General features: G+C 35.8%; 11 protein-coding genes. 9 read left to right on the top strand and 2 right to left on the bottom strand.

All coding sequences use genetic code 11. The features are described from left to right. The first annotated feature begins 25 nt into the window (after window positions 1-25). Genes SM124_RS01045 through argF form a run of 3 tightly spaced genes read left to right on the top strand, consistent with a single transcriptional unit; the run spans window position 26 to window position 5164 of the window. Window positions 26-1108 (top strand): carbamoyl phosphate synthase small subunit, encoded by a 1083-nt coding sequence (locus tag SM124_RS01045; protein ID WP_322444627.1) that lies wholly within the window; start codon window positions 26-28, stop codon window positions 1106-1108. Further along, entirely contained in the window at window positions 1101-4208 is a 3108-nt protein-coding gene (gene carB, locus SM124_RS01050; RefSeq protein ID WP_322444628.1) for a carbamoyl-phosphate synthase (glutamine-hydrolyzing) large subunit, read from the top strand. Before SM124_RS01045 ends, carB begins: the two co-directional genes overlap by 8 nt. Then, the gene (gene argF, locus SM124_RS01055) at window positions 4205-5164 is read left to right on the top strand and encodes an ornithine carbamoyltransferase (protein WP_322444629.1); all 960 of its coding nucleotides are present in this window, start codon (window positions 4205-4207) and stop codon (window positions 5162-5164) included. The genes carB and argF overlap by 4 nt, the downstream gene beginning before the upstream one ends. 39 nt (window positions 5165-5203) lie before the next feature. Here the strand turns inward: argF and SM124_RS01060 are convergent, their stop codons facing one another. Continuing rightward, a complete protein-coding gene (locus SM124_RS01060; RefSeq protein ID WP_322444630.1) occupies window positions 5204-6016 on the bottom strand; it encodes an undecaprenyl-diphosphate phosphatase in 813 nt (270 codons plus the stop codon). 203 nt (window positions 6017-6219) lie between these two features. On the opposite strand from SM124_RS01060, the gene SM124_RS01065 reads away from it, so the two are divergent. Further along, window positions 6220-6399, top strand: a complete 180-nt coding sequence (locus tag SM124_RS01065) for a YjzC family protein (protein ID WP_322444631.1) — start codon at window positions 6220-6222, stop codon at window positions 6397-6399. Window positions 6400-6500: 101 nt separating this feature from the next. Then, a complete protein-coding gene (gene clpB / locus SM124_RS01070; protein ID WP_322444632.1) occupies window positions 6501-9098 on the top strand; it encodes an ATP-dependent chaperone ClpB in 2598 nt (865 codons plus the stop codon). A 110-nt stretch (window positions 9099-9208) separates the two neighbouring features. On the opposite strand, the gene SM124_RS01075 is transcribed toward clpB, so the two are convergent. Next, window positions 9209-9397, bottom strand: coding sequence for a DUF2929 family protein (locus SM124_RS01075; RefSeq protein WP_322444633.1), 189 nt, complete (start codon window positions 9395-9397; stop codon window positions 9209-9211). Window positions 9398-9639: 242 nt separating this feature from the next. On the opposite strand from SM124_RS01075, the gene SM124_RS01080 reads away from it, so the two are divergent. The 4 genes from SM124_RS01080 (at window position 9640) to SM124_RS01095 (ending at window position 12793) form a co-directional block, all read left to right on the top strand. Continuing rightward, window positions 9640-10380 (top strand): lipase family protein, encoded by a 741-nt coding sequence (locus SM124_RS01080; RefSeq protein ID WP_322444634.1) that lies wholly within the window; start codon window positions 9640-9642, stop codon window positions 10378-10380. A 207-nt stretch (window positions 10381-10587) separates the two neighbouring features. After that, window positions 10588-11379, top strand: a complete 792-nt coding sequence (locus tag SM124_RS01085) for a hypothetical protein (RefSeq protein ID WP_322444635.1) — start codon at window positions 10588-10590, stop codon at window positions 11377-11379. A gap of 245 nt (window positions 11380-11624) precedes the next feature. Continuing rightward, a complete protein-coding gene (locus tag SM124_RS01090; RefSeq protein WP_322444636.1) occupies window positions 11625-12590 on the top strand; it encodes a BMP family ABC transporter substrate-binding protein in 966 nt (321 codons plus the stop codon). 5 nt (window positions 12591-12595) lie between these two features. Next, the gene (locus tag SM124_RS01095) at window positions 12596-12793 is read left to right on the top strand and encodes a ComZ family protein (protein WP_322444637.1); all 198 of its coding nucleotides are present in this window, start codon (window positions 12596-12598) and stop codon (window positions 12791-12793) included. The last annotated feature ends 24 nt before the right edge of the window (window positions 12794-12817 follow it).

The following is a 12817-nucleotide window of genomic DNA, read 5'->3' on the forward strand; positions in this document are numbered from 1 at the left end:
TATACAAACTAATTGAGGTGTCATAATGAAAGGCTATTTGCAATTAGAAAGTGGAGACATCTATGAAGGCAATTGGCTAACCAATCACATTCTAGAGGATGTTAGTGGAGAAATCGTCTTTTTTACAGGCATGACAGGATATCAAGAAGTATTAACAGACCCATCATATAAAGATCAAATTATTGTTTTTACCTATCCGTTAATCGGTAATTACGGAATTAACGAAGAGGATTTTGAGAGTAATAGACCACATGTTGCTGGTGTTATTGTGTATGAAGCAAACGAAGAGGCGTCGCACTACCAAGCTCAATATACTCTTAAACAATACCTTCAAAAATGGAATATTCCATTACTGAGCCATATCGACACAAGGTCGGTTGTGAAGAAAATTAGAAATTCAGGATCGATGCCTGCTTTGTTAACGAAGAGTTACCCTAAGGAAATTAACGTTCCGAAACTATGTGAAGACAATAAAGTGTCCAAAGTATCCACTAGTCAGTTTGAAACTTTTGGTGCAGGGTCCATTCATATTGTTCTTATTGATTATGGTAAAAAGGAATCTATTTTATCTTCTTTGCTTGAGAGGAATTGCAAAGTAACCGTTATTCCATACCATACTTCATTCCAAATGATTAGAAAAATGAATCCAAATGGAATCCTACTGTCGAATGGTCCTGGTAATCCAAAAAATTTACAATCCCATTTGCCTACAGTGAAAGAGTTAATCACTCATTACCCAACCTTAGGAATTTGTTTAGGTCACCAATTAGTTGCCTTATCACTTGGAGGAAATACGAAAAAACTACTCTTTGGTCATAGAGGAGCTAATCATCCTGTCAAAGATGAAAAGAACAATATCGTGTTTATGTCATCGCAAAATCATAGTTTTTATGTAGATAAGGATAGTTTAATAGGTACAAATTTAAAGGGTCGCTTCTATAATCTTCATGACCAATCAATTGAAGGTTTAGTTCATGACTACTTACCCATTCAAACGGTACAGTTCCATCCAGAAGCAAACCCTGGCCCAGCTGAAGGAGCTTACGTATTCGATGAATTTTTAAATATGGTTAAAGAAAACAATAGGAGCAATGTCGCTTATGCCTAAAGATCAAAATGTTTCTACCATTCTAGTAATCGGTTCCGGCCCAATCGTCATTGGTCAGGCAGCGGAATTCGATTATGCCGGTACACAAGGTTGTATTGCACTTAAGGAAGAGGGTTACAAAGTTATTCTAGTTAATAACAACCCAGCCACCATTATGACCGATTCAACTTTTGCTGATCGAATCTACTTTGAACCATTAACAGTAGATGTGTTAGAGAAAATCATTCAGAAGGAACGTCCTGATGGCTTGTTAGCTACATTAGGTGGGCAAACAGGGTTAAATCTAGCTTTTCAGCTCCACGCAGCGGGTATTCTCTCCAAATATGGAGTGAAAATGCTCGGCAGTTCAATTGAATCGATAAAAAAAGGGGAAGACCGGGAAGCTTTTCGAGAGCTCATGAAAGAGTTAAATGAACCCGTACCGGAGAGTCAGATTGTTCATGCGGTAACAGAAGCACTTGAATTTGCAAATAAAATCGGCTTTCCCATTATTGTTCGCCCTGCCTACACGCTAGGCGGAACGGGGGGAGGAATTGCAGGGAGCTTAGAAGAACTTTCAAGCTTAGTAGCTGGAGGTTTACAAGAAAGTGCCATCGGACAATGTTTAGTTGAAAAGAGTATTGCTGGATTTAAAGAAATTGAGTATGAAGTAATGCGTGATAAGGCTAACACTTGTATCACGATTTGTAATATGGAGAATTTTGATCCTGTTGGTATTCACACGGGAGATTCTATTGTCGTTGCACCTTCCCAAACTTTAACGGATGAAGAATACCAAATGTTAAGAAGGGCTTCTATTAAAATTATTTCAGCTCTTGGGATTGTAGGAGGTTGCAATATTCAATTCGCTCTAGATCCTAATAGTAAAAAATATTATTTAATTGAAGTGAATCCTAGGGTGAGCCGTTCATCTGCATTAGCTTCTAAGGCAACAGGGTATCCAAATGCTAGAATGGCTGCCAAACTTTCTGTAGGGTATACACTTGCCGAGCTAATTAATCCCGTAACAGGGGACACGTTTGCAAGCTTTGAACCTACTTTAGATTATGTAGTGGTTAAGTTTCCAAAATGGCCATTCGATAAGTTTCCTACCATTAATCGAACACTCGGAACGCAAATGAAGGCGACGGGGGAAGTAATGGGAATTGATCGAAACTTTGAGAGAGCCCTTTTAAAAGCCGTACATTCTTTAGAAATCAATATAAATGATTTAAAACTTCCTCGTTTAAATGGACTCTCTGTCACTGAGTTATTGGAGTTATTAAACCAACAAAGTGACGAGCGATTTTTTATTCTACTTGAACTACTTCGCCAAGGTGTTCATATGGAAGCTTTACATGAGGAAACGAAGATTGATTTATTTTTCTTAAGGTATTTAAAGAAGCTTGTTTCATTGGAAAAAGAAATTGAATCGGTTAGTTTCGAGTCTGTTTCCAAGGAACAGTTGCAGTTATATAAAGAAAAAGGTTTTAGCGATGCTTATTTGGCTATTACGTGGAAAGTAAGTGAAGCCGAATTAAGAAGTAAAAGAAAACATATAGGAGTTATACCAGCTTATAAAATGGTAGATACGTGTGCAGCTGAGTTCGAAGCAAAAACAAATTACTACTATTCTACTTATTTTGGAGAGAATGAACAAACTAGTTCCAATAAAAGAAAAGTCCTCATCATTGGGAGTGGGCCGATACGAATTGGTCAAGGTATTGAGTTTGATTATTGTTCTGTTCATGGTGTGTATGCCACTAAAGAAGAAAATATTGAAACGATCATGATTAATAATAATCCAGAAACCGTTAGTACGGACTTTGCAACTGCCGATCGCTTATATTTTGAACCACTAACGGTTGAGGATATTTTAAACGTATTAGAAGCAGAAGAAATGGATGAAGTTATTATTCAACTTGGCGGACAAACGGCAATTAATTTGGCGAGTGAGTTAGAAAATTATGGAGTAAAAATTTTGGGTACCAAGTCTTCAACGATTGATCTATTAGAAGACAGACAATTGTTTTATGAATTATTAGATACTCTTAAGATTCCTCGTTTAAAAGGAAACGTTGTTTACAATGAAGAGCAGCTATTTGAAACAGTTAAAAATATTGGTTATCCCGTTTTAGTAAGGCCATCTTTCGTTATTGGTGGAAGAGGGATGGAAGTGATGAATACCGATGAAGAACTATCTCATTACTTAAATAGTGGGTTTGCTCAATTTCCTTTCCTAGTAGATGAATTTTACCGTGGAGGAGAAGCGGAGATAGACTTAGTGGCTGATGGTGAAAAGGTGTTGGCACCAGTGGTTATGGAGCATATTGAACAAACAGGTGTTCATTCGGGAGATAGTATGTCATTTTTACCCGCAATGACTATCCCGAAACAGGTACAAGAAACAATGCTACAATATGCAGCTGAAATCGTTCAAAAACTAAATTATAAAGGATTAATGAATATTCAATTCATCTTTAAAGACGAAAAAGTTTACGTTCTGGAGGTTAATCCTAGGGCAAGCAGAACGGTTCCGATTGTAAGTAAAATGACAGGTATTCCACTTGTGCAAATTGCGACAAAAATATTGCTCGGGAAATACATTCTGTCGAATGATGACGTTAGAAACAATTTAATGTCCATCCCGTTTGTTTGTGTAAAATATCCTGTATTTTCTAATTATGCTTTAAAAGGTTTGGATTCTAAACTTAGTCCAGAGATGAGATCTACTGGGGAAGGAATTTGTTTAGGGAAGAATTCCGAAGATGCTTTAAGGAAAGTATTTCATAAAGAATTAAAAAACATAGAGTCAGGTACCATTTTTGTAGAAGCCGCAGTTAGTGAGTTTGAACAACTATTACAACAAAGTAATATTACGATCCAACAAATAAGTGATTCTTCACAGCTAAACAAAGAAAAAGCACTTGCTTACTATAATCCTGGACATTTGAAAAACGATAAACTTTTAAGAGAGACTGCTACGAAAAACAGAATCATGACTTTTACAGAGGAGGAGAGTTTAAAAGCATTTATTACAGCTTTAAACTGTCATTCGTTCAATGTTCATTCTATAGAAGATTGGCATGAATTATTAGGAGAGGGAGTGAAGGCTAGATGATTATAGCAAAACCGAATCAAATTGACGGAAGTATTAAAGGTAAAGACTTACTAACATTAGCAGATTATTCACCAGAAATTATTAAAGGGATACTAGCTAAGGCGAAGAAACTAAAGAATGCTGCACGATTAGGTGAAGTGACTAATCCTTTAAAAGGGAAAATTCTTGGAATGATCTTTGATAAACCTTCTACTAGAACGAGAGTTTCTTTTGAGGCAGGAATGCTTCAGCTTGGTGGCCATGCATTATTTTTAAGTGGTCAGGAATTACAATTGGGTCGTGGAGAGACTATTGCAGATACGGCAAAGGTTTTATCACAATACGTAGATGCTATTATGATTCGAACGTTTTCTCATCAAACGGTAGAAGAGCTGGCTGAACATGCAACAATTCCCGTCATAAATGGTTTAACGGATATGTATCACCCATGCCAAGCACTTGCTGATTTATTAACCATTCAAGAAGTAAAAGGAACACTAAAGGGTTTAAAGCTTGCATATGTAGGAGACGGAAATAATGTTGCTCATTCTCTTTTGATTGTTGCAGCAAAAATGGGAATGCATATAGCAGTAGCTACTCCGGTAGGCTACGAGCCAAATAAAGAAATTACCGAGATGGCTCAAACATTTGCACTAAGCAGTGGAGGAAAGGTGACCGTAACGAATAGTATAGATGAAGCTATTCACCAAGCTGATGTCATATATACAGATGTGTGGACTAGTATGGGCCAGGAAGAAGAAAATGAAATCCGCCTAGAAGTATTTAAGGACTTTCAAGTTAATGAGGAGATTTTAAAAGGAGCAAAGGAAGATTATATGTTTATGCACTGCTTACCAGCTCATCGTGGTGAAGAGGTAACAGCTGATGTGATAGATGGAAAGCACTCCTATGTTTTTCAGCAGGCAGGAAATCGACTACATGCTCAAAAGGCATTATTGGTAGAAATCCTATCATAAATAAAGAGGGGAGTGTAAAACGGATACACTCCTCCTTTTTTATGAAAGAAAATACACTAGCGGTCCTGCAATAAAGCAATAGATAGCAAAAATCTTTAGATTTCCTCTTGCCATAATTCCCATAAACCATTTTAGTGAGAAGTAAGAGGCAACTAATGATGCAACGAATGCTAAAGCATAGGGGATAGCTAACTCGCTAATATTCGGATCTTGAAGGATATCGTTAAAGCCTAAAATCATTCCACCAACACTTACTGGTATGTATAGTAGGAAAGAGTACCGTAATGCTGTTTCCTGTTTCATCCCTAATCCCATGGCAGCAACAATGGTAGCACCAGAACGACTAATTCCAGGGATTAGTGCAACAGCCTGTGCCAAACCAACAATAATGGCATCTCTAACGGAAAGGTCTGCATCATTCTTTCGACCTTTTAAGTTACGAATAAGCCACAGAGCAAGCCCTGTTACTAATAATGTAATACCAACAGTTTTAATGGATGCAAGGTTTTCCTCTATAAAATCACCAAATAAAACACCTATAAAACCAGCAGGAATTGTACCTATAATTAAGTATATAATAAAGCGAAAATCAGCTTTAGCATGTTCATCTTTCGTTGTCACATAGGCGATTCCATTTTTAATTAATCTTATTATATCTTCTCTGTACACAATTAATACGGCAAATAATGAAGCTGTATTCACAAGAAGAGCAAAGCTTAATCCTTCAATTTCCAACCCTAGAAAGTATTGAGCAATTTCTAAATGGCCACTTGAAGAAATAGGAATCGGTTCAGTAAAACCTTGAAATAAACCTAGAACAAAGTATTTTAAAAGTACTAATAAATCTTCCACAAAGACCTCCCGTTTTACAATGATTTGTACTACATCATTTAACTACACATCTTTTTTTGTGTAAAGGGTTTTAAGGACTAAAGCATATTCTTGAACACTCCACTGCTAAAAAGATCATGACAAATAACAGTAAAATGTTCCTTTCATGAACAGGACAGAAACGGTCATCCTAATAAGGACATCCAATGAAAGGAGTGTTAATCATGGGACAAAGTCGTCATTTCCGTGCAGGTAAAAAAGCACCGAATAATGGTTATTATATAGAAGTAGGTGAAGAGGGCGACGGAGTAATGAACCCGAAGAAAATAAAGCTCAAAGCCGGGGATCGTTTTCCTGAAAACTCAAACCATAATCGTCATTGGACATATACGAGAAAACCTTAATATGCACATCTGAGCCATCCTATACGGGATGGCTTTACATATGAAGAATTTGGATTATAATAAAAAATATAAAGGTCAAAAAAGGTCAGGAGGTTCGAATAATGGATTTTAACCACATGACGGAGAGTTTACAAACAGCTTTTCTAAATGGACAATCCATTGCCATCAAAAATTCTCACCAAGAAGTAGATGAAATACATCTTTTCCTAGCATTAATGGAGTTAGAAAATAGTCTAACGATGTCTATATTAAACAAACTGTCAATATCTATAGAGCCATTTAAAAACGATTTGAATCTTTTACTAAGGAAAAGGCCTCAAGTGTCCGGTAGCGGGGCTGAACAAGGAAAATTATATATAACCAGTAAACTTCAAAAAATTATGACTGATGCAGAACAACAGATGAAAAACTTCCAAGACGATTATGTTGCTGTTGAACATGTTTTACTAGCGATTTTTGAGAATCAACAATCTGGTATTAAGGATTTATTTAATAAGCATCGAGTTAATAAAGAAGATGTAATTAAAGTAATCAAAGAGATAAGGGGGAATCAAAGGGTGACATCTCAAAATCCAGAGGCTACTTATGAGGCATTGAAGAAATATGGTCGAGATTTAGTGGAAGAAGTGAAGTCAGGTAAAGTGGACCCTGTCATTGGAAGGGACACAGAGATTAGAAATGTAATACGTATTTTATCTAGGAAAACGAAAAACAATCCGGTGTTAATTGGGGAACCTGGTGTCGGTAAAACTGCTATAGTGGAAGGGTTGGCTCAAAGAATTGTTAGAAAAGATGTACCTGAAGGATTAAAAGATAAAACCATCTTTGCTTTAGATATGAGCGCACTGATTGCTGGAGCAAAATTTAGAGGAGAGTTTGAAGAGCGTCTTAAAGCAGTTTTAAATGAAGTGAAAAAAAGTGAAGGTAAAATATTGTTGTTCATCGATGAACTTCATACCATTGTTGGTGCGGGAAAAACAGAAGGAGCAATGGATGCTGGAAATATGCTGAAGCCGATGCTAGCTCGAGGAGAGTTGCATTGTATTGGGGCCACTACATTAGATGAGCATCGTAAATATATTGAAAAGGATCCTGCCTTAGAACGTCGTTTTCAGCAAGTATTAGTTCAAGAGCCTGATGTAGAAGATACAATCTCAATTTTACGTGGATTAAAAGAACGGTTTGAAATCCATCATGGGGTGAATATACACGACCGAGCGATTGTCACAGCTGCTACACTATCTGATCGCTATATTACAGATCGTTTTCTACCTGATAAGGCGATTGATTTAATTGATGAAGCTTGCGCGATGATTCGAACAGAGATTGATTCCATGCCAACGGAATTAGATGAAGTAACTAGACGTGTAATGCAGTTAGAAATTGAGGAAGCGGCATTACAAAAAGAACAAGACTTCTTAAGTAAAAATAGACTGCAAAGCCTGCAAAAGGATTTGGCTGACTTACGTGAGAAGGCTAATGCGATGAAAGCAAAATGGACGTCAGAGAAAGAAAGTATTCAAAAGGTACAAGAAAAAAGAGAGTCTCTAGAGAAATTGCGTAGAGAATTAGAGCATGCTGAAAATAATTACGATTTAAATAAAGCTGCAGAACTAAGACATGGAAAAATTCCTTCCTTGGAGAAAGCACTAAAATCACTGGAGGAAGAGGTTAGTAAAAAATCTGAGGAGCGACTCTTGCGTGAAGAAGTAACGGAAGAAGAAATAGCTAATATTGTTTCTAGATGGACAGGTATCCCACTCGCTAAATTAGTTGAGGCAGAACGGGAAAAGCTTCTCAGGCTTGAGAACATACTTCATGAAAGAGTAGTAGGTCAGCATGAAGCCGTAGAGTTAGTCTCTGATGCTGTACTAAGAGCAAGAGCAGGAATCAAGGATCCTAACCGTCCAATTGGATCATTTATTTTCCTCGGTCCAACAGGGGTTGGAAAAACCGAACTAGCCAAAGCATTGGCTCAATCCTTATTCGATAGCGAAGAGCAAATCATTCGTATTGATATGTCCGAATATATGGAGAAACATGCAGTATCTAGGTTAATTGGCGCACCTCCTGGATATGTAGGTTATGAAGAGGGTGGACAACTAACTGAAGCAGTGCGAAGAAAGCCTTACTCTGTTATCTTACTTGATGAAATCGAAAAGGCGCATCCAGAAGTGTTCAATATTTTGCTACAGATGCTTGATGATGGTCGTATCACAGACTCTCAAGGCCGTACAGTTGACTTTAAAAATACGGTTATCATTATGACTTCAAATATCGGATCACAGTATTTATTTAATGAAAGCCACCCAAGTGAGGTTACAGAGGAAACGAGAGACAAGGTCATGTCTCAATTGAGAGGACACTTTAGACCGGAGTTTTTAAACCGCGTCGATGAAATCATTCTTTTTAAACCGCTTGCCTTGAGCGAGATTAAAGAAATTGTTACAAAGTTAATCAATGAATTGCAAAATAGATTAGCCAATCAACATGTTCAATTAAGTATATTAGATGAAGCGAAAGAATATATTGCAGAAAACGGATTTGATCCTATATACGGTGCTAGACCTTTAAAAAGGTTTATACAGCGTAATGTTGAAACCTTACTTGCAAAGGACATTATTGCAGGGAAAATTAGAGACAATAGCTCTGTTCAAGTTGTGCTTGAGGAAGGTAAAATTCATTTAAGGATGGTTTAACAGAAGCTCTTGACCTCTTTATACTTATACTACTTAAAGTAAAATAAAAAAAGTCATCCTGTTTGTCAGGGTGACTTTTTCTAAAATAAACTTCAGGCAAAGGAATATAATTAATGTAACCCTTCTTTACCTTTAGGTTCAGGAATGATTGTAGAAAGAACAAATACTAAGATTGTTGCTGCTACAGCCAAAATGCTACCGGTTACAAAATCAAATGTAGTTCCAATCATAGAGCTTACTACGTAAGTTACCATTTGAACTAATAGGAATGTCCAGAAGAAAGTCCAAAAGAATTGCAACGTATTCACCTCTTACTATTTAAAATTCCTTTTCCATCTTACCACATAAAGAAATAATAATAAACGCTAAATTCAATTCATTTATAGATTACCCCAATTATAAAAGGATTTTCAGTCACTCAGCATTAATACTTGTCATTATTTTATACAGACAATTCTCTAAATAATAGGCAAACTCCCTTTCGTTTTATTTGAACCTTCATACATTATAATGAGCAAATTATGCTAAAGGAGTTTTTAGTATGGAGAACCGAAACTTTAAACTGGATACAGAATGGAATATGATTCATTATCCCAAGAAGCCTAAAGGTTTCGGTGTACTTATTTTGGGAGATGAAAGGCATTTTGTAGATGAGAAATCGAGCTTTTGGATTCAAAATGAAGGGAAATTTGCTATTATTAACAAACTAAGAGACGAAGGTTACACCATCTTTTACTCGAATTTGTATGGGAAAAATTGGGGAAGTGAAAAAGCAGTACATTTAGCAAAACGACTTTACGAATATATGATTAGAACAGAAATTATTAATTCAAAGATTCATATTATTGCTGAAGGAATGGGGTCTTTAGTAGCTATAAAATTATTATCTGAAATGGAAGAAAAGATTAGATCATTAGTTTTAATCAATCCAATTCTTTCGTTAAAGCATCATCTTGAACAAGAGAAAGAACGTAAATTCTTTTATAAGAAACTAATAAATGAAATCTCTTTTTCCTATGGAAAAGAGACTAAACAAATGGTGGAGTTAATATCACAAAGCATAGATGCCCCAACAAATTTGAAACCTGATATCCCAACAAAAATTATCCATGTTTTAGCTGGAAATCGTGCCTATAAGCAGTCAAACTTACTCAAGCAGCTATCGGTACAATGGGAAACTGAAGAGGCACCTATCAATATTTGTTATATGCTTCCTGAAAAGAAACAACAAATTGGCCAGCAAGTCATTAAATTCTTTAATGCCCATGAAAAGATCCTGTAATTAGGCTTGAATGAGTAGTTTATGACAGGTTCAGACTTTTACAAATGATGGACGAATGCAATTGAAAGATATATTCATACCTCTCTGAGCATAAGCTTTCAAAAAAGCTGTTTTTAGATGAGAGTAACAGTAACAGTCTAGGTAATGACTGTTAACAAAAACTCAAAGTAATAACAGTTTTTGAAGCTCTCGGGGAGGAGAAAATAGATGGACAAGGCTGTAATAATAAGACCTTTTGGTTTTCTTGGGTTTCACCTATGTATGAAATTACTTGATGAAGGAATCGAAGTAGTTGGGATTCATATCGGGGGCTCTAGTCATTCATCTTCGTCATTTGAAGAGAAGAGAATGGAGATTGGAAGAAATGCTAATTTTATTGAAACGGATTATTTAAGTGAAGAGCTAGAACATACCAGCGTTATTTTTATAGATGCCTATGATTTATACTTTAGAGGAAACAAACAGGAGATACTTATTTATACTAATATCATTAAAAGTATTCAAAAAAAGACTACAGGTAAAATCATCTTTCTACTACCCAATCAAATATTGTTAGAGAATAATGAAGTGCACAATAAACACAGACATATGCTAACTACAAACTCAATTCAAGAGATATATTTACCGACTGTATTTGGTCCATGGCAGCCTGAGGAGTTTACTTTCCAACATTTCTTAGTAAGTAAGCTCAAAGGAAACAGTGAATGGACCGTAAATAAAACAGAGGATACCGAAGATGCAATATTCGTAAGAGATGTGGTAGAAGCCATTTTTGAACTTATAACGAATAGTGATGAAAAAATTGTAATAAAACATCAAGAAAAAAATAGCTGGTACGAATGTGCTCAGTACTTAAAGATTCCTACTAATCAGGGGAATAACAAAAAATTGGTTAGTGAAGGAAATATTAAAATTAAAAGAATTCAACCGGGTATTACAGCAGAGGAAGGCTTAGAGGAACAAAAGAGACAGATTAAGCATTTAATTGAGGAAAGATAAAATTTAAAAATATAGGCTGTCTTTGAGTAACAAAGTTTTAGAAAAGAGCCAAAATATAAGACAATAAATTGGCTAAAATAAAAAAGTATATGCTAAACTCTTATAGGCAAAATACTAGTCTGAAAAAGTTCTTTTCTATCTTAAGGGTTAAAGTTAGAATGAAAGAGATTAGTTATGATACCGGGACGAACTATATTTTATATATATGTAGAGGGCGTGTTTTCTTTACTAAGGAGCGAACAGGAATGTATAAGTTATTGACTCGTTTCGGGATTTTCTTTTTATGTCTTTTCTTGCTTACTGCTTGTGGACAACCTATTTCAAGTGGGAAAATACAAAAGGTTGGTCTACTCGTTCCTGAAACAGTGAACGATCAAGTATGGGGCACGAAAGGATATAAAGGACTGTTGAAAATCCAGTCACGGTTTGATGTTGACGTTTATTATAAAGAGGGAATGAATAGTCAACTTATTGTAGAACGGGCAGTGAAAGAATTTGACCAAAAAGGTGTAAATTTGATCTTTGGACATGGAAATGAATATGCTGAGTATTTTAATGAAATATCCGAAAATTATCCTCATATTCATTTTATTAGCTTCAATGGAGATGCTAAGAACAGCAATACCACTAGCCTCAATTTTGAAGCATATGCAATGGGTTTTTTCGGTGGAATGGTTGCTGCTCATATGACAAAGACAAACCAATTAGGAATTATCGCTGCCTTCGATTGGCAACCTGAAATACAGGGATTCAGAGAAGGAGCATTGTATTATAATAAAGATCTCTTGATTGATATTGGTTACGTGGGCCATTGGGATGATGACCCTAAAGCGTTAGAAATTTTAGAACAAATGATTGATAAAAATATCGATGTTGTTTACCCAGCTGGTGATGGATACAATGTGCCAGTTATTGAAAGGGTAAAAGAACTGGGGCTCTTTGCTATTGGTTTTATTTCCGACCAAAGTGATTTAGGGGAAACGACCGTGTTGACTAGTACCGTTCAGCATGTCGATGTTTTGTATGAAGTGGTTGCAGATAAATATAATAAAAATAAGTTGAAGTCAGGGAATCTTTCTTTTGATTTCCAGGATGATGTCATTTCTTTAGGAAAGTACAGTCCACTTTTAGACGAAAATTTTGTACAAACACTAAATAAACAAATAAAAGAATACAAAGAAACAGGTATTCTGCCAAATAAGAAGGAGTAGTCAAAATGTCAAACCAAGATAAAACTATGGAATTTATGCAGATTGCGATGAAGTATTTACCTGAAGCAAAGCAGCAGCTTGAAGGAGCGGGCATTGAATTATCAATGGAAATGATTCAACCTTTCATGACTTTATTTACAAAAGTAATGAATGACGCTTATGAATTAGGAAAATCAGATGCATTAAAAGAAATGCAAAAATAAATAAAAATGCTGCCGCAAAAATTG

The organism is Robertmurraya mangrovi, assembly GCF_034427655.1.
Lineage (GTDB): Bacteria > Bacillota > Bacilli > Bacillales > Cytobacillaceae > Robertmurraya_A > Robertmurraya_A mangrovi.

Excerpts from the sequence above, each read along its gene's own strand:
- SM124_RS01065 (WP_322444631.1), top strand. The coding sequence starts at position 6,220 with ATGGGACAAAGTCGTCATTTCCGTGCAGGTAAAAAAGCACCGAATAAT.
- clpB (WP_322444632.1), top strand. The coding sequence starts at position 6,501 with ATGGATTTTAACCACATGACGGAGAGTTTACAAACAGCTTTTCTAAAT.
- carB (WP_322444628.1), top strand. The coding sequence starts at position 1,101 with ATGCCTAAAGATCAAAATGTTTCTACCATTCTAGTAATCGGTTCCGGC.
- argF (WP_322444629.1), top strand. The coding sequence starts at position 4,205 with ATGATTATAGCAAAACCGAATCAAATTGACGGAAGTATTAAAGGTAAA.
- SM124_RS01080 (WP_322444634.1), top strand. The coding sequence starts at position 9,640 with ATGGAGAACCGAAACTTTAAACTGGATACAGAATGGAATATGATTCAT.
- SM124_RS01085 (WP_322444635.1), top strand. The coding sequence starts at position 10,588 with ATGGACAAGGCTGTAATAATAAGACCTTTTGGTTTTCTTGGGTTTCAC.
- SM124_RS01095 (WP_322444637.1), top strand. The coding sequence starts at position 12,596 with ATGTCAAACCAAGATAAAACTATGGAATTTATGCAGATTGCGATGAAG.
- SM124_RS01090 (WP_322444636.1), top strand. The coding sequence starts at position 11,625 with ATGTATAAGTTATTGACTCGTTTCGGGATTTTCTTTTTATGTCTTTTC.
- SM124_RS01045 (WP_322444627.1), top strand. The coding sequence starts at position 26 with ATGAAAGGCTATTTGCAATTAGAAAGTGGAGACATCTATGAAGGCAAT.